At 46.2% G+C, this 16,595-nt stretch carries 16 protein-coding genes; 8 read left to right on the top strand and 8 right to left on the bottom strand.

Annotation, left to right across the window (positions count from 1 at the left end):
- Window positions 1–3: 3 nt before the first annotated feature.
- The 4 genes from NQ564_RS09560 (at window position 4) to NQ564_RS09545 (ending at window position 4,172) form a co-directional block, all read left to right on the top strand.
- A complete protein-coding gene (locus NQ564_RS09560) occupies window positions 4–198 on the top strand; it encodes a PspC domain-containing protein (RefSeq protein WP_008150551.1) in 195 nt (64 codons plus the stop codon).
- Between the two features lie 16 nt (window positions 199–214).
- Window positions 215–1,234, top strand: coding sequence for a hypothetical protein (locus tag NQ564_RS09555; RefSeq protein WP_008150547.1), 1,020 nt, complete (start codon window positions 215–217; stop codon window positions 1,232–1,234).
- Between the two features lie 65 nt (window positions 1,235–1,299).
- A complete protein-coding gene (uvrB, locus tag NQ564_RS09550) occupies window positions 1,300–3,327 on the top strand; it encodes an excinuclease ABC subunit UvrB (RefSeq protein ID WP_008155315.1) in 2,028 nt (675 codons plus the stop codon).
- Window positions 3,328–3,341: 14 nt separating this feature from the next.
- Window positions 3,342–4,172 carry an N-acetylmuramoyl-L-alanine amidase-like domain-containing protein gene (locus NQ564_RS09545; RefSeq protein ID WP_039848240.1) on the top strand — a complete coding sequence of 277 codons (831 nt, stop codon included), beginning with the start codon at window positions 3,342–3,344 and terminating at the stop codon, window positions 4,170–4,172.
- 2 nt (window positions 4,173–4,174) lie between these two features.
- Here the strand turns inward: NQ564_RS09545 and NQ564_RS09540 are convergent, their stop codons facing one another.
- Complete coding sequence (locus tag NQ564_RS09540) at window positions 4,175–6,355, bottom strand: DUF5686 family protein (protein WP_039848239.1); 2,181 nt, start codon at window positions 6,353–6,355, stop codon at window positions 4,175–4,177.
- A 129-nt stretch (window positions 6,356–6,484) separates the two neighbouring features.
- On the opposite strand from NQ564_RS09540, the gene NQ564_RS09535 reads away from it, so the two are divergent.
- Window positions 6,485–7,186, top strand: a complete 702-nt coding sequence (locus NQ564_RS09535) for a Crp/Fnr family transcriptional regulator (protein ID WP_008150534.1) — start codon at window positions 6,485–6,487, stop codon at window positions 7,184–7,186.
- A 62-nt stretch (window positions 7,187–7,248) separates the two neighbouring features.
- Here NQ564_RS09535 and kdsA read toward each other — a convergent pair whose 3' ends face one another.
- From kdsA to prmA, 7 genes are all read right to left on the bottom strand, one after another.
- Window positions 7,249–8,058 carry a 3-deoxy-8-phosphooctulonate synthase gene (gene kdsA / locus NQ564_RS09530; RefSeq protein WP_008150533.1) on the bottom strand — a complete coding sequence of 270 codons (810 nt, stop codon included), beginning with the start codon at window positions 8,056–8,058 and terminating at the stop codon, window positions 7,249–7,251.
- A 304-nt stretch (window positions 8,059–8,362) separates the two neighbouring features.
- A complete protein-coding gene (gene miaA / locus NQ564_RS09525; RefSeq protein ID WP_008150531.1) occupies window positions 8,363–9,280 on the bottom strand; it encodes a tRNA (adenosine(37)-N6)-dimethylallyltransferase MiaA in 918 nt (305 codons plus the stop codon).
- 122 nt (window positions 9,281–9,402) lie between these two features.
- Window positions 9,403–10,404 (bottom strand): type I glyceraldehyde-3-phosphate dehydrogenase, encoded by a 1,002-nt coding sequence (gene gap, locus NQ564_RS09520; RefSeq protein ID WP_008150529.1) that lies wholly within the window; start codon window positions 10,402–10,404, stop codon window positions 9,403–9,405.
- Window positions 10,405–10,588: 184 nt separating this feature from the next.
- Window positions 10,589–10,966 carry a hypothetical protein gene (locus NQ564_RS09515; protein ID WP_008155328.1) on the bottom strand — a complete coding sequence of 126 codons (378 nt, stop codon included), beginning with the start codon at window positions 10,964–10,966 and terminating at the stop codon, window positions 10,589–10,591.
- On the bottom strand, window positions 10,923–11,333 hold the full coding sequence (locus NQ564_RS09510; RefSeq protein WP_008150522.1) for a phage holin family protein: 411 nt from the start codon (window positions 11,331–11,333) through the stop codon (window positions 10,923–10,925). The genes NQ564_RS09515 and NQ564_RS09510 overlap by 44 nt, the downstream gene beginning before the upstream one ends.
- A 6-nt stretch (window positions 11,334–11,339) precedes the next feature.
- Window positions 11,340–11,561 carry a YtxH domain-containing protein gene (locus NQ564_RS09505; RefSeq protein ID WP_008150520.1) on the bottom strand — a complete coding sequence of 74 codons (222 nt, stop codon included), beginning with the start codon at window positions 11,559–11,561 and terminating at the stop codon, window positions 11,340–11,342.
- A 90-nt stretch (window positions 11,562–11,651) separates the two neighbouring features.
- Window positions 11,652–12,503 carry a 50S ribosomal protein L11 methyltransferase gene (gene prmA, locus NQ564_RS09500; protein ID WP_008150518.1) on the bottom strand — a complete coding sequence of 284 codons (852 nt, stop codon included), beginning with the start codon at window positions 12,501–12,503 and terminating at the stop codon, window positions 11,652–11,654.
- 386 nt (window positions 12,504–12,889) lie between these two features.
- Between prmA and NQ564_RS09495 the strand changes: the two genes are divergently transcribed.
- The 3 genes from NQ564_RS09495 to rpmA all read left to right on the top strand — a co-directional run bounded on the left by NQ564_RS09495 (window position 12,890) and on the right by rpmA (window position 16,361).
- Window positions 12,890–15,625 (top strand): alpha-L-rhamnosidase, encoded by a 2,736-nt coding sequence (locus NQ564_RS09495; protein ID WP_008150515.1) that lies wholly within the window; start codon window positions 12,890–12,892, stop codon window positions 15,623–15,625.
- 129 nt (window positions 15,626–15,754) lie between these two features.
- A complete protein-coding gene (rplU, locus tag NQ564_RS09490) occupies window positions 15,755–16,072 on the top strand; it encodes a 50S ribosomal protein L21 (protein WP_005641072.1) in 318 nt (105 codons plus the stop codon).
- Between the two features lie 22 nt (window positions 16,073–16,094).
- A complete protein-coding gene (gene rpmA / locus NQ564_RS09485; protein WP_005861909.1) occupies window positions 16,095–16,361 on the top strand; it encodes a 50S ribosomal protein L27 in 267 nt (88 codons plus the stop codon).
- Window positions 16,362–16,595 lie beyond the last annotated feature (234 nt).

Genomic DNA, 16,595 nt, shown 5'->3' with positions numbered 1-16,595 from the left:
ATAATGGAAGAACCTAAAAGACTTTACCGTTCGAATAACGGGATGATAGCAGGTGTTTGTGCGGGTATCGCCGATTATTTCGGCTGGGACCCTACGTTAGTGCGCATCGGATATATATTATTGAGCATCTTTACGATGTTTTCCGGGGTGATCGCTTACCTGATCCTCTGGATGGTTATACCGAAACAATCTAAATAGTGAAAGGAGAGGCGGAATGACTCGATGGAGCGGGGTGATTTTGGGCTTGATGGTGCTGGGCTTGTCTTGTACGCAACCGCCGGTACAGGAAAAATATCAGAAAAGCCGGGACAAGGTGGTCGATGTGAAGGACAAGGTGGTGGAGATCGGGACCGGAGATGTGCTGGTCGGTAATAACAACTTGCTGTATGTGCTGGGCGATTATTTAATTGTCGTCGAGTATAGCTGGACGGCGATTGATAAGATCGTGCACCTGTTCGATCGGTTTACCTATAAGCCTGTTTTGAGTACGGTAAACAAAGGGCAGGGGCCGGGAGAGATTGCCAATCCCGGAGTGTTGATTATGAATGAACGAAAGGGGTGTTTTTACTTTCCTGATAATGCTCGGATGAAGTTGTACACCTATGTCTTGGATAGCCTGCTGGCTGATCCTGACTATATACCTGAGGTCAAATGCTCCTTCCCAGAAGACCGCGTACCAAGCGATGTCGTTTATGTTTCCGACACGCTTTGTATCGGTGGGACGGTCGTCCCGATCGGGACAAATGATTTCAAGACGGCTGTCGGATGTTGGAATATGCAGACTGGGAAGGTCCGTCTGATGCCCTACGAACATCCGGAGATTAAAAAGAAACGAGCGGATTGCATCGTCTCGACGGAGCATGGTATCTATGTGGATGTCTATTCGCGGGACGACTTGCTGACGATCTGCGACTTGGATGGAAATCTGAAATACAATGTTTATGGCCCGGAGTGGCGGCATGGCGAGTGGAATGATGTTTATCGGCATATTGACGGCGTATTTTGCGGTGACAAGATCGTGACGGCTTATTCCGGGAAACATCGTCAGGAGAAAGACGGATTTACGGCTTCTCTGTTGCTGGTATTCGATTTGGAAGGCAATTATCTGAAGACGCTCGATGTCGGTCGTCCAGTGGTCAGGCTTTGCTATGACGACCACAACAAACGTTTGCTGTTGAGCATGAACGACGAGATGCAGTTTGGTTATCTCCCGTTGGATGAGTTGCTCCGGTAAAGCGGACGTTTTGCGAAGGATCGGATTTTCCTGAATGCATAACTGTATAACCTATAAAATAAAGAATGAACTTTGAACTATCTTCCCCATTTAGTCCGACGGGCGACCAGCCGGAAGCGATTGCGGCTCTGTCCGATGGAATAAAGAGTGGTGTGCCTTTCCAGACCTTGTTAGGGGTGACTGGGTCCGGAAAGACGTTCACTATCGCCAACGTGATCAAGGAAGTGCGGAAACCGACCTTGATTTTGAGTCATAACAAAACGCTCGCTGCACAGTTATACAGCGAGTTCAAGGCATTTTTTCCGAACAATGCCGTCGAGTATTTTGTCTCTTATTACGATTACTACCAGCCGGAGGCTTATCTTCCGACGACGGATACCTATATAGAAAAGGACTTGCAGATCAATGACGAGATCGATAAACTTCGTTTGCGTGCAACCGCTTCGCTTCTGTCGGGACGGAAGGATGTCATTGTCGTTTCGTCTGTCTCCTGTCTGTATGGTATGGCGGACCCGACTGCCTTTGCCGAGAAGGTGGTGCATCTGGAGAAGGGGATGCGGATAGACCGGGATAAACTGTTGCGTCGCTTTGTGGATGCCCTTTATGTCAATAATAAGATAGAGTTTAATAGGGGCTGTTTTCGTGTAAACGGCGATACGGTCGATATTTTTCCGGCTATCGAAACTTTTGATGGGGCAGCCTACCGTATCGAGTTCTGGGACGACGAAGTAGACCGTATATCTTCGTTCGACCCGCAGACCGGGCAGGAAATAGACGAGCAGGATGAACTGAACATCTACCCGACCAACCTCTTCGTGACTACCCAGGAACGTATCAATACCGCTATCGGGCAGATCGATGTCGACCTGGGGACGCAGGTGAATTTCCTGCGGGAGATCGGCAAGCCTTATGAGGCGAAACGTTTGTATGAGCGTGTTACGTTCGACTTGGAAATGATACGCGAGTTAGGACATTGTTCTGGAATTGAGAACTATTCCCGTTATTTCGACGGTCGTCAGGCGGGTGAACGGCCTTTCTGTCTGCTCGATTATTTCCCGAAAGATTTTCTGTTGGTGGTCGACGAGAGCCACGTGACGATCCCGCAGATACGGGCGATGTATGGAGGCGATTATTCCCGTAAGAAAAATCTGGTGGAGTACGGTTTCCGTCTGCCGGCGGCGATGGATAACCGCCCGTTGATGTTCGACGAGTTCGAGTCGCTGACTCCGTTGGCGATTTACGTGAGTGCGACGCCTGCCGACTACGAGTTGGAGAAGAGCGAAGGGATCGTGGTGGATCAGGTGATCCGTCCGACAGGCTTGCTTGACCCGGTTATCGAGGTGCGTCCGACGCTTAACCAGATCGACGATCTGATGGAGGAGATCACGCAGCGCTCCGCTGTGGATGAACGTGTTTTGGTGACGACATTGACGAAGCGCATGGCGGAGGAACTGACTACTTATCTGACACGCATGGGAGTCCGTTGTAACTATATCCATAGCGATGTCGATACGTTGGAACGCATTCAGATTATGGATGATTTGCGGAAAGGGTTGTTCGACGTGCTGATCGGTGTCAACCTGCTGCGTGAAGGGCTCGACTTGCCGGAAGTCTCTTTGGTCGCTATCTTGGATGCCGATAAGGAGGGTTTCCTGCGCTCGCACCGTTCGCTGACGCAGACAGCCGGACGTGCTGCCCGAAACGTGAATGGGAAGGTGATATTTTATGCCGACAAGATAACGGACAGTATGCGCCTGACGATGGACGAAACGGCACGCAGACGTGAAAAACAGCTCGCTTATAACGAGAAACATGGCATTACACCTAAGCAGGTTATCAAAAACAGTGTTTCCTTGGTAGCGGAGAAACAACAGCCGGTTACCGGTGAGCCGTATGCTTATGTGGAACCGGAACCCAGCCTGGTTGCAGACCCGGTAGTTCAGTATATGAATCGTAAACAGCTTGAAAAGGCGATCGAACGGACGAAGAAGCAGATGATGGAGGCGGCCAAGAAGCTGGACTTTATCGAAGCTGCGCAGTTCCGTGACGAGTTGGTGAAGCTGGAAGACTTGTTAGCGACAAAGAAGGATTGAAATTAGATCAAGAGATGAAACGGACGTTATTTTGTTTGCTCTTTTTAGCCTTTCTTTCTCTGTCCGGGAAAGCCCGGGAGGAGAAGGTGATTTACGAACGCTATTGTGAGGTTGTGAAGGAGAAAGCGACTTTTCCGACAGGTGACCTGATGATGGAAACTGCCCGTTTTTTCTTGGGGACTCCTTATGTGGCTGGGACATTGGAGGAAGAACCCGAAAGCCTGGTAATAAACTTGCATGGCTTGGATTGCATGACTTTGGTTGAGAATACAGTTGCTTTAGCCTGGTCTGTCAGGCAACATCCCGGATATGAAGGATATGCTTCTGTCTTAAAAAATATGCGTTACCGGGATTCCGGCAACGTGACACTCGATTATACGGATCGCCTCCATTATACGACCGACTGGATGTATGAAAACGAAAAGAGAGGGTATCTGAAGGATGTCACGAAAGAAATCGGGGGACAACCGCTTAAACTCGACCTGTCCTTTATGTCCACACATCCCGATAGCTACAAGCAGCTGAAAGGCAACCCGGAGCGCATCGCGATAATAGCGGCGAAGGAAAAGGAAATCAATGCCCGTCCGCATTACTATATTCCGCAGGATGAAATCAATGCGCACGCCGGTCAAATCAAGAATGGCGATATCGTCTGTTTCGTCACGACTGTGAAAGGACTGGATATCTCGCACGTTGGCATTATCTGCCGGGAAGGGGATAAACTCACTTTTATCCATGCCTCGACCACGAAGAAGCAAGTGATTGTGAACGAAGAACCTTTGCAGGAGTATGTGCAGGGTATCAAACGTAACTGCGGTATTATGATTGTCCGTCCGCAATTCTGAACTTACTGGAAGAGTTCGAACGCAAATTTGAATCCGATCCCGTCATATTTCAATTTGTCGAACCCGATGAAGGCGGCAACGTTGAAGATATGGTTACCGAAACCGTATCCGATTTCTGTGTAACTGGGTTTGACCGGCATCCATAACTGGCTGAGGTAAAAACGTTCGGAGATGATGTGTTTGGTAGCCTCCGGCTTGAATAGCTGGAAGAGCATGAACGGGCTTTCGTACATGACATGCGCCTGGACATATTTGTCGGATGCGTTGAACCACACGCTCCTTAGCTGATGAAAGACACCCCCGAAATCGTCACCTCCCCATGATTCGGGGAAGTTGTGCCGCGTGAAATACCTGTAGTCGGCAAAATAGGTCGATTTCTGGGCTGTATAAAGCCCTCCGCTAATATGGTAGTTGAACCGGCGTGACAGGCCCAGGTAAATGCTTTGGTGGATATCGGCTTCCATACGTCCGTAATTGCCGCTGCTTTTCCATACGCCCGGTATGGCTCGCCCGAACTCGATGGAGACGGTCGGGTAGTAGGAGTAGAGGTACTCTTTACGATAGCCGTCCATCCAGTAGTATTGTCTGGGAGTATAGGAAAAACCGATCGTAGGAATGAAATCGTGATAGTTTTCGTTAATGATCTCCGTAACGCCGTCTCCCGGATCTATTGCGCTTTTGCGGGTGGGGATGCGGCGGTGGTAGGAGATTCCGGTGGTCATCTGGAAACCGTTGAACAGTTCGATCTGGTTCTTGAGCTCTATGTAATAGTGCTTGAAGTATTCCAGGTCCAGGTTTTCGAAGTTGAAAGTGGAGTCTTTCAGTTGTTCGTTGATTTCGTTCATGATCTTGGAGGAATATCCTTGGTTGGTGTTTCCGAGGCTGAGGCTTAGGGCACCTTGTTTCTCCGGAAGGTATTCCCAATCTCCTCCGAACTTGAAGAATAACTCTTTTCGTTTGAACACGAAACCGATCTCAGGCCGGAAACGTAGCTGGCGGTCCTTCTTGAAGGTCTTGCTGAAACGTAGTTGTTGCCTGTAGGTAATGCCGTTCCGTCCTGAATAGCCCAACTGGAAGGGATTCAAGATGCCGGAATATTTCAGACGGGTTGTCTTATAATCCAGATTGATGGTGTTGGTCAGGCGTTCTGTTATTTTCAGGTATTTCTGAATGTTACTTGTGTCGTTGGCCTGAGTAGTCTTGATGATTGTCTTTTCGTACTTTTTCTCTTCTTCCTGAGTCAGCGGGATATCTCTTTTGTTTTTCCAATAGCTGCTGTCACTGATGATCGGGATCGTATCGGATGATAGCTGGTAATATCCGGTCAGGTCGAGGGAATGGTGTTTGTTGTCTTCATTGTCTTCTTCAACCCATTCGACGGCTTCGTATTTGAATGATGTATGATAGTAACTGGCGATGGCATTTCCCAGCACATGGTACCGGAGAAAGAGGTCTGCCTTTTGCGGCAGGATGAAATGGCGGTAATCCCGTCCGAATGTCATGACCAGGTTGAATTCGGCAAAGGAGAAACGCCCGTTTACGTCGATCTTGTCGATGTGCCAGTCTTTGTCGGTGATGTACAAGTCTCCGCAAATGAGCTTCTGGCTCCATAGCTTGGGCATGAAACGTATCTTATAGATTTTCAGGTTATCGGTTATTTCGACACTTTCCAAGTTGAAGTTGTAATATTTGAATGCTTCATGGGCTACCGGCATGATGATCCCTTCGTTGTAGATGGTCGGCGAATAAACATTCAGGTTCAGGAATGTCAATACTTCCTGCTGTTTTGCGCCGTTGGGGATACTGTTCCCGTTTATCGCTTCGAAGCTGTGCAGGTAGTTGTTCGGGGCGTTGAACTTGGAGTGGCTGACCATCTCGAAGATCATATCCTTGTTCTTCCTGTCTACCGGGAAAAGATGATGGGCGAAACGCATCAGGATGTTTTGTTTGAGGATTTCCGTTTTGCCTTTGATATAGATTTCGGCCTCGTAACGGGAAACGACTGTTTTGTATTTGTCGGCCTGCTCGATTACCTTCCTCATAATAGAATCCCCTTGCTGGGATGATTCCGTTTTGGGAGACCGGCCCAGCAATAAAAGGTTTCCATAACTACCGTCAAGGTTAGCTAAGGCATTTACTGCGATAAAAAGCAGAATGATTATATAAGAATACTTTTTCAACAAATTATCGTCTCTTTCTTTACAAACGTAACGAATAAAATCGAATTTTTATTCATTTATCGTATTAAACTTATTCAGCTTTTAAAAGAAAAGTATTACATTTGTGCTTCATAAGTATGTTATATAGCAGTCGTGGTTAAACAACAGAAAGAAGAGGTCGATCTATCGGCCAGTTTGGCAGAAGTCTGGAGGGTCCTGACCGAAAAGGAGCGGGATGTTCTCCGTAATAATTCGACGATCCAGCATTTCAAACGTAATGAGTTGATATATTGCGAGGGCGACGAACCGAGAGACATGATGTGCTTATTAAAAGGCAAGGTTAAAATCTTTAAAGAAGGTGTTGGCGGAAGAAGCCAGATCATTCGAATGATTAAACCGGTGCAGTATTTTGGCTACCGGGCAAATTTTGCTCAGGAGAATTACCTGACGAATGCATCCGCTTTTGAAGCTTCGACGGTATGCATGATTCCGATGACGATTGTCCGGAATCTTTTGATGAGCAATCCGCATCTTGCCATGTTTTTTATCCGCCAGCTTTCTCTCGATTTAGGAATTGCAGACGAGCGTACAGTCAACCTTACTCAGAAACATATCCGGGGTCGTTTGGCAGAATCCTTGTTATTCCTGAAAGACAGTTACGGTTTGGAGGAAGATGGGGCGACATTGAGTATTTATCTCTCTCGAGAAGATTTAGCTAATCTTTCGAATATGACGACATCTAATGCAATCCGTACATTGTCTACATTTGTTGCTGAGCGTATTATCGCAATCGACGGTCGGAAGATCAAGTTGATAGACGAGGACAAGCTCAGAAAAATAAGTAAGATGGGGTGATATAATTGAATTGAGAATTGACAATTAAAGAGTAAAAACAAAAAATTGTCAATTCTCAATTGTCAATTGCTCCTGACTGCTTCCCGTATCCTCACCAATTTTGTCAGCATCTCTTCCAATAAATCCAGTTGTAGCATGTTCGCGCCATCGGATTTGGCTTTAGAAGGCTCCGGATGGGTTTCGATGAATAGTCCGTCGGTTCCGACGGCAATGGCTGCTTTAGCTATTGTTTCGATCAGAGCAGGGAGTCCGCCTGTTACGCCTGATGTTTGGTTAGGTTGTTGCAGGGAGTGGGTCACATCCATGATAACAGGATAGCCGAACTGCTGCATTTGAGGAATACCCCGATAATCAACAACCAGATCCGTATATCCGAATGTAGTGCCTCTTTCCGTAATCATGACGTTGTCATTTCCGGCGTCAGCTACTTTTTGTACGGCAAACTGCATGGCTCCCGGCGAGAGAAACTGTCCCTTTTTGATATTGACGATCTTCCCTGTTTTGGCGGCGGCGACCAGCAGATCTGTTTGCCGGCAGAGGAAAGCTGGGATTTGTAGAACATCCACATATTCGGCAGCCATTGCGGCTTCAGTCGTTTCGTGAATATCGGTTACAGTCGGGATGCCGAACGTCTCACCTACCTTGCGGAGTATTTTCAACGCTTTTTCATCGCCTATGCCTGTGAAGGAATCTAGTCGCGAACGGTTGGCCTTCCGGTATGAGCCTTTGAATACATACGGTATATTTAACTTATTCGTAATGCCGACTACCTTCTCCGCAATACGCAATGCCATATCTTCCCCCTCTATCACACAGGGGCCTGCCATCAGAAAGAAGTTGTCTTTATCTTTTAAATCCTTAACTGTTACCATAATTATTATATATTGTTTTGTTTCAAAATTTGCCAGTTTCGAGTCATAAATGATGATTTATCGGTGTGGATTGATAATGGCGACCCGTCGAGGGGGGTGTCAAAATCCCTTTGTCCCCGCGCTTGACGCGGGGCCGCAAAAGAGCAAACCTTATCAATCAGATGTTTATATGACTGGCTCTAATGCGATCCCGCGTCAAGCGCGGGAACAGGATAGTTTTGACACACCTCCAATGAAAAATAGCATCCGTCTTGCCCGGATTCAATGGGTAGAGCAGAGCCCTGCCCCTACGGGACGACAATCCTTATCGTTTCAATAACTCTAATGCCTTCTCTATCTTTTCCTCTGTCGGCAATGTTGCATCTATCCAATGGATGGTGCTTCCCCGGCGCTCCATACCCCGAAACCAGGTCATTTGCCGTTTGGCAAACTGGTGGATAGCGATCTCCAACTGGGAAACCATATCTTCGTAAGACAGTCCGCCTATTATATATAATGTCAGATATTTATATTCCAGCCCGTAATAGATCAGATCTTCCGGTTTAACTCCCGAATCGATGATCTTCCGTACCTCGTCGACCATCCCTTCATCCAGGCGGGCATGCAGACGGCGGGAAATCTTTTCGCGCCGTAGCTCCCGGTCTATGTCTATACCGATGATCAGGCTATCGATCGGATCATATTCATTGGCATCCGGCGCTTCGTTCTTATAATATTCTTCGATTTCGATTGCCCGGATAGCCCGTTGGGCGGTATCTACATCTGTCTTGTTATGAAGGACCTTGTAGCCGGCAAGTATCTGCTCCAGTTCCGGGAGTGACTTGTCTTTCAAAGACTCGCGCAATTCCGGGTTCTGAGGGACATCCAAGAGTCTGTATCCTTTCAGAACAGCTTCTATATACATGCCTGTACCGCCGCATAAAATCGGCAGTTTTCCCTTTTTCCGGATTGCTTCATACACCCGGAAGAAATCATGCTGGTATTCGAATACGTTATATTTGTATCCCGGATCGCAGATGTCAATCAGGTGGTAAGGAATCTTTTTTCCATTTACCGTATAATCGGCCAGGTCCTTTCCGGTCCCGATATCCATCGAACGGTAGATCTGTCTGGAATCGGCGCTGATGATCTCCGTGTCCAGCTGGGCGGCGAGTGCAGCGGCAAATGTTGTTTTGCCGGATGCTGTCGGCCCTAAAACAGTGATAAGTTGATAGGCATCCATAGATGCAAAGGTACATGATTATTTGTCAACTACCATATGGAGCTGGAGGATTATGGAATAGCTGACATAAAAAAAGCTGCACCTTTTCAGGTACAGCTTCTTTCATATATGTTTGTTTCTGATTACTTACCAGCGATAACGCGAGCCATTTCACAAACTTTGTTTGAATAACCCCATTCGTTGTCATACCAAGAAACGATCTTAGCGAAGTTGTCATCCAAAGAGATACCAGCCTTAGCATCGAAGATAGAAGTGTTAGAGCAACCACGGAAGTCAGTTGAAACAACTGCATCTTCTGTGTAACCCAGTACACCTTTCAATTCGCCTTCAGAAGCTTCCTTCATAGCAGCCTTGATGTCGTCCATTGTAGCAGCCTTTTCCAGAACTACTGTCAGGTCAACAACAGAAACGTCAGAAGTCGGAACGCGGAAAGCCATACCAGTCAGTTTACCGTTCAATACCGGCAGAACTTTACCTACAGCCTTAGCAGCACCTGTTGAAGACGGGATGATGTTTTCAAGGATACCGCGACCACCTCTCCAGTCTTTCTTAGAAGGACCGTCTACTGTCTTCTGAGTAGCAGTAGCAGCGTGAACTGTAGTCATCAAACCTTTAACGATACCGAACTTGTCGTTCAATACTTTAGCAATAGGAGCCAAGCAGTTTGTAGTACAAGAAGCGTTAGAGATGATGTCCTGACCTGCGTAAGTTGTGTGGTTAACACCATAAACGAACATAGGAGTAGCGTCCTTAGAAGGAGCAGACATGATAACTTTCTTAGCACCAGCCTGGATATGTTTGCGAGCTGTTTCGTCTGTCAAGAAGAAACCTGTTGATTCAACAACAACTTCAGCACCAACTTCGTTCCATTTCAGGTTAGCAGGATCCATTTCAGCAGTCAGACGGATTTTGTTACCGTTTACAACTAAATTGTTGCCTTCTACTTCTACAGTTCCGTCGAAACGGCCGTGTACTGAATCATATTTCAGCATATATGCCAAATAATCAGCATCCAACAGGTCATTGATACCTACAATCTGAATGTCATTGCCGAAGTTCTTAACTGCAGCACGGAACACCATACGTCCGATACGGCCGAAACCGTTAATACCTACTTTAATCATTGTAATAAAACTTTTATGGGTTTATTAAAAATATTATTTATCTCCAATTTAACTGAACAACTGCAAGGAAAAAATACATTCGTCGCACCTTGTTTTTAACGACTGCAAAGTTAGTCATTTTTTTTATTGTACAGGAATTAGAACGAGAAAAATATGCCCTCTAACATAAATTAATTGTTGAGGCTTATTTCTTTTTCTTGAAAAGTTTCTTAATTATCCATGTCTGGACTTTCTGGATGCCCCAGGCAGTCAATAATGGGCGTGCGACATCCCATGCGACGGGTAATAATCCTTGTGCCACAGAAAGATAATCGGCAAAGCCTAATGACATGGATGGCACTTCCGGTGTCTGTGCGGGCCGGTTGCTTTCTGTCCCTTTGGATTTGGCTTTTGTGTTGGGGAATAGGAGTGCGGAGACACCTGAAAGTAACAACGTTCCGGCATTCTCTTGTATGTAGGAGAAGTCGGCATTCAATTTCCGCTCCTGTATCGTGCATTCCTGTTGGATGCGGCGACGGTCAGAAATCAGTTTCTCCAGTGGTGTCTGTTGCGGATTGTTCATTGTCTGTCGCGTTTGTTTTATCATCATTTGTTGTCAATGCGGAGATCACAACGTTTAATACTTTATTGCTGATTCTGTCTTTGTTCATAATAATAATGCCGATCAGCAGCAGATAGAGTACGGCTACCACGCCGAATCCCGAACCAGCCGAACCGAACAGATCCCCCAGGAAAAAACCTAATGCGAGGAAAATGAACAGAATCGCAAAGAAAGCCAGAAATAGTAAAATAACACCATATGAAAGAACGGCAATAACCTTTCCCGTTCTCTCATATGTGTTTAATTTTAGGAGTTCGAGCTTCAACTCCACGTAAGCCGAAAGATCTTTTTTCAGCTCCCGGAAGATTTCACCTGAGTCTTTCTCCATACAAAATTATTCTGCTACGATTTCTTCTGTAGTTTTTGCAATTTCAGCTTTTCCTTCTTTATATTTGGCAAGAGCAGAATTGAAGCCTTCTTTTACTTTACCAACTACACCATTCAATTCGTCCAATAGTTGTTCCCTTTTATCTGTTGCTGCCAGATAACCAACTGCGGCGCCAACGGCTGCACCAACTACTAATCCCAGTAATAATTTAGAATCTACGTTTTTCATAACTCTTTCTTTTTATAATGTTGCTACTAAGATAACGAATATACTTGAATGATGGTTTATTTTGGCCTTAACTTTTAGGGTTAATTAATGTTATTGTTTTTGGACTTTCACCGCTGCCCAATTATTCTTCTCTGTGTGCGACAACAATGCTAATCCGTTACGTTTGCACTCCTCTTCAATGGCAGGAATGTCTTCTACATAAAAGCCGCTCATGTAAAGGAAGGCTCCGGGTTTCATACACTCGTTGTAATGGCGGATGTCATTCAGCAGAATATTCCGGTTGATGTTTGCGAATACGATGTCGAATGTTCCGAATGCCGGGATCTGTTCGGCCCCTCCCAGGGCGACCATGATATCGTTCGTATTGTTAAGGCGGATGTTTTCGAGCGCATTGTTGTAGGCCCATTCGTCGATGTCGATGCCCACCACACGTCCGGCTCCTTTCATACGGGCGAGGATGGCCAGTACGGCTGTTCCGCAACCCATATCGAGCAACTCTTTGCCGATGAGGTCCAGTTTGAGCATTTCGCTGATCATCAAGAAGGTTGTCTCATGGTTGCCGGTCCCGAATGCCATCTTCGGATCGATGATGATGTTATAGGTATAACCCGGCTCATGTTCGTGGAATGAAGCACGGATGATACAATCCTTGCCGATGCGAATCGGTTTGAAATAGTTCTTTTCCCATTCTTCGTTCCAGTCCTTGCTTTCCACCATTGTTTCAGTAAAATGGATTTCCACGTTTTCCAACGGAAATTCGGCAAGTTTCTCCTGCAATCCCTTTACATTATATAGTTGGTCGGAAATATACCCTTGTAACCCGTTTTCGTTTTCGGCAAAACTTTCAAAACCGATTTCTCCCAGTTCGGCTGCCAATACGTCATTGATGATGGAAGTCTCGACAGGAGAGGTGTATGTGAATGTAAGTTCGTAATAATTCATATCGCTCTTTCTTTTAGTCGTTAATTACAGGCAAAAGTACTTAATTTGCTTTAGGAATGCAACCTGATGTCTTTCTGATTTGATGCAAGTGTAATTTGCTTTCTGCATTGTCGTGTATGTTTTCGACATTGTCGTATAAATTCTTGACGTTGTCGTATATATTTTCGACGTTGTCGAAAACAAATTACACTTGCATCGGATTGGAAACGGATGGGAATCGAACCGACTCTTCCTTTTGGTCGGCCGGGCAAACGATCGCAAGGCCGCTTCCGGCTCTTTTTTATCAAAATCATAAGATATAAAATCATTTTTAGAAACGGAGTCTGTGAAGAAATCGTTTCCTTTGAAAACAAAGTCATGCTATTAACAGATTAAATCGCAACGATATGAAAAAGACAGCTTTATTGCTTCTGGTCGCTTTGGTCTTGGGATGGACGGGATGTTCGTCCGATTCGACTGTCGAAGTGAAGAACCTCCGGTTGGAGATGAAAGAAAATCCATTGGGAATCAATGTGGTGCAACCCCGTTTTTCCTGGCAGATAGCTTCCGGCAAGCCGGATTTGAAACAGACTGCCTATCAGATACAGGTGGCCGCTTCTCCTGAACAGTTGGAGTCCGGTGACGGGCTTTGGTGGGATTCGGGAGTGGTCCGTTCGGACGAATCGGTACTGGTTCCGTATGCCGGAAAAGCGCTGGAATCGGGGAAACCTTACTATTGGCGTGTGAAATTGACGACTAATCAGGGTGATACTCCTTGGAGTGATGCCGGCAGATGGTCGATGGCGTTGCTCGATGGTTCGGAATGGAAAGCGACTTGGATTGGTGAAAATTCCCTTTCCAATCCGGGAGAGGAGATAGGTGTGGCCGGTGGAAACAATAAAACACGTTTGGCCGCTCGATATCTGCGTAAAGAGTTTACGGCGGATAAGGCAGTGGCAAGGGCTGTCTTGTATATTTCCGGCCTTGGCTCGTATGAGGCTTACCTGAACGGAAAGAAAGTAAGCGAGGATGTGTTTGCCCCGATGCCGTCCCTGTATTATAAACGTATATATTATAATGTATATGATGTAACAGCTTTGATGGCTCCCGACAAGAATACGTTGGGGGTGATTTTGGGGAATGGCCGTTTCTTCTCTATGCGTAACCCGGGAATGAAAACATTCGGTTTGCCCCGTTTGCTTGCACAACTCCAGATCGAATATACAGACGGGTCGCAGGAGACGGTCGCCAGTGATACGTCTTGGAAAATCACTTCGAAAGGCCCGATTATCGCAAATAACGAGTTTGATGGTGAAGAATATGATGCCCGCCTCGAGATGGAAGGTTGGAACACGAATGGTTTCAATGATGGTGCATGGAAGACTCCCGATGTGATGGAAGCTCCTACGGGTAAACTGACTGCGCAGCAGAATCCGAATATCCGCGTACAAGAAACGTTGAAACCTGTTGCCATTTTTGAACGTCCCGATGGAAAGTATATCCTGGATATGGGACAGAACATGGTCGGTTGGCTCTCTGTTGACTTGAAGGGGAAGAAAGACAAACCTGTTTCGATGAAGTTTGCCGAATTGTTGCAGAAAGACGGTTCGCTCTATCTGGCAAACCTGCGTACCGCACAGGTGACTGATGTTTATACTCCGGCTAAAGACGGTGATTTCAGTTGGCAGCCCCGCTTTGTGTATCATGGTTTCCGTTTTGTGGAAGTTTCGGGGCTCGATTATAAACCGGAACTGTCTGCGTTTACCGGACATGTGATTTATGACGAGATGGCGACAACCGGACGTTTTGAAACCTCCCATCCGCTGGTCAACCAGATACACAAGAATGCGTATTGGGGCATCCGAGGCAACTATCGTGGAATGCCGACCGATTGCCCGCAGCGTGACGAGCGTCTCGGTTGGTTGGGCGACCGTGCGACGGGTGCTTATGGCGAAGCCTTTATTTTCAATAATGCCCAGTTGTATAATAAATGGTTGCAGGATATTGAGGATTCTATGAGCCCGGAAGGAAGCATCTCGGATGTCTCCCCGAATTACTGGACGATCTATGCTGATGATGTAACCTGGCCGTCTGCTTTCTTCTATGTGGCGGATATGCTGTATCGCCAGTTCGGTGACGACAGTGCGATTCGTGCCCATTATCCTGCCATGAAACGCTGGATGGCGCATATGGAAGAAGTGACCATGAAGGACTATATCATGACGAAAGACCAGTATGGCGACTGGTGTATGCCTCCCGAATCGCAGGAACTGATCCATTCCAAAGATCCTTCCCGCAAGACAGACGGTGCTATTCTCAGTACGACTGTCTATTATGATTTGCTGAATAAGATGATCGGTTTTGCCCGTATCTGCGGACAGGATGTGGATATCCCCGGCTATGAATCTCTGGCAGCTAAAATGAAGGCGGCTTATAATGCCAGATTTTTTAATGAGGAAACAGCGGAATATGGTAATAATACGGTTACAGCTAACATCCTTTCGTTGCGCCTCGGACTTGTGCCGGAAGGGTATGAAGGGAAGGTTTTCAGTAATATCATGAAAAAGACGGAGGGGGATTTTAACGGGCATGTAAGTACCGGAGTCTTGGGAATCCAGCACCTGATGCGCGGACTGACTGAGTACGGGCGTGTCGATATGGCCTATAAGATATTGACGAACGAGACGTATCCGAGTTGGGGATATATGATCAAGAACGGTGCGACAACTATTTGGGAACTTTGGAACGGTGATACGGCTAATCCGGCCATGAACTCCGCCAACCATGTGATGTTGCTCGGCGACCTGCTGATCTGGTACTATGAAGACCTGGCCGGTATCAAATGCGCTCCTGATGCAGTCGGTTTCAAAAAGTTGGTGATGGAGCCTGTTTTCCCTGATGGCCTTGACGAAGTTTCCGCTTCTTACGGTTCGGTGTACGGAGAGATCAAGAGTGCATGGACCAAGAAGGGGGGCGACTTTAGCTGGGATATCACGTTGCCGGGTAATACGTCGGCAATCGTCCGGATTCCGAAGAAATATAATGTGACGGTCGGCCATTTGCCGGGCGTGCGTAGAGTTTCGGCAACAGAAGGATATATGGAAATCGAGATCGGTTCGGGAAGCTATCATTTTGGAAAATAGTTTCAAAAAGATTTGGATGATACGTCAAGAAACCGTAATTTTGCGCTCTGAATTCTGCAGGAGGTAAACAAGTGATGCTTAGAAGTGTATCCACCTCCGGGACATAACCTGTTTAAATATAAAAGACAGATGTACGTAATCGTAGAAATTAACGGACAGCAGTTCAAGGCTGAAGAAGGAAAGAAGTTGTTCGTTCATCACATTCAGAACGCAGAAAGCGGTGCTGTTGTGGAATTTGAAAAAGTATTGTTGGTTGACAACAATGGTGAAGTTAAAGTAGGTGTTCCTACCGTAGAAGGCGCAAAGGTAGTATGCGAAGTACTGTCTCCGCTGGTAAAAGGTGATAAAGTGCTGATCTTCCACAAGAAGAGAAGAAAAGGTTATCGTAAACTGAACGGTCACCGTCAGCAGTTCACTGAAGTGAGTGTAAAAGAAATTGTTGCTTAACGTTTAAAGGAGAAAAGAAGAAATGGCACATAAGAAAGGTGTGGGTAGTTCTAAGAACGGCCGTGAATCACAAAGTAAGAGATTAGGTGTTAAGCTTTTCGGTGGCGAAGTTGCTAAAGCTGGCAACATCATCGTTCGTCAGAGAGGAACAGTTCATCATCCGGGTGAAAACGTAGGTATCGGTAAAGATCATACGTTGTATGCATTGGTTGATGGCGTAGTAACTTTCCGTAGAGGCAAAGAAAACCGTTCTTTCGTTTCTGTAAAAGAAGTGGTAGCAGAAGCATAAGGAAGACATTTTTAAGATAAGGAAAGCGGTATCTCCGAAAGGGGGTACCGCTTTTTTAGTTAAGAAGTTTTGACATACTTTGTACAAATGTTGGAGGCATCCGAATAGTTTGTTCTTTATTCGCCTTTGGCTATGATGATGAAGACTTGGCGTTTGGATATGCGTGTGAGGAAGAAGTCTCTACCTCCTGTTGGGATTGATGGAGAGGGTAAGAATTATCGTAGGAATATACTA

The sequence above is a fragment of the Parabacteroides johnsonii DSM 18315 genome (genome assembly GCF_025151045.1).
Taxonomy (GTDB): Bacteria; Bacteroidota; Bacteroidia; order Bacteroidales; family Tannerellaceae; genus Parabacteroides; species Parabacteroides johnsonii.
This window is presented reverse-complemented; position numbering and strand designations above follow the sequence as displayed.

Bases quoted from the DNA above. Each gene is read 5' to 3' on its own strand.
- NQ564_RS09560 (WP_008150551.1), top strand. From the start codon at position 4: ATGGAAGAACCTAAAAGACTTTACCGTTCGAATAACGGGATGATAGCA.
- NQ564_RS09555 (WP_008150547.1), top strand. From the start codon at position 215: ATGACTCGATGGAGCGGGGTGATTTTGGGCTTGATGGTGCTGGGCTTG.
- uvrB (WP_008155315.1), top strand. From the start codon at position 1,300: ATGAACTTTGAACTATCTTCCCCATTTAGTCCGACGGGCGACCAGCCG.
- NQ564_RS09545 (WP_039848240.1), top strand. From the start codon at position 3,342: ATGAAACGGACGTTATTTTGTTTGCTCTTTTTAGCCTTTCTTTCTCTG.
- kdsA (WP_008150533.1), bottom strand. From the start codon at position 8,058: ATGGTAACAGTTAAGGATTTAAAAGATAAAGACAACTTCTTTCTGATG.
- miaA (WP_008150531.1), bottom strand. From the start codon at position 9,280: ATGGATGCCTATCAACTTATCACTGTTTTAGGGCCGACAGCATCCGGC.
- gap (WP_008150529.1), bottom strand. From the start codon at position 10,404: ATGATTAAAGTAGGTATTAACGGTTTCGGCCGTATCGGACGTATGGTG.
- NQ564_RS09515 (WP_008155328.1), bottom strand. From the start codon at position 10,966: ATGAACAATCCGCAACAGACACCACTGGAGAAACTGATTTCTGACCGT.
- NQ564_RS09510 (WP_008150522.1), bottom strand. From the start codon at position 11,333: ATGGAGAAAGACTCAGGTGAAATCTTCCGGGAGCTGAAAAAAGATCTT.
- NQ564_RS09505 (WP_008150520.1), bottom strand. From the start codon at position 11,561: ATGAAAAACGTAGATTCTAAATTATTACTGGGATTAGTAGTTGGTGCA.
- prmA (WP_008150518.1), bottom strand. From the start codon at position 12,503: ATGAATTATTACGAACTTACATTCACATACACCTCTCCTGTCGAGACT.
- NQ564_RS09495 (WP_008150515.1), top strand. From the start codon at position 12,890: ATGAAAAAGACAGCTTTATTGCTTCTGGTCGCTTTGGTCTTGGGATGG.
- rplU (WP_005641072.1), top strand. From the start codon at position 15,755: ATGTACGTAATCGTAGAAATTAACGGACAGCAGTTCAAGGCTGAAGAA.
- rpmA (WP_005861909.1), top strand. From the start codon at position 16,095: ATGGCACATAAGAAAGGTGTGGGTAGTTCTAAGAACGGCCGTGAATCA.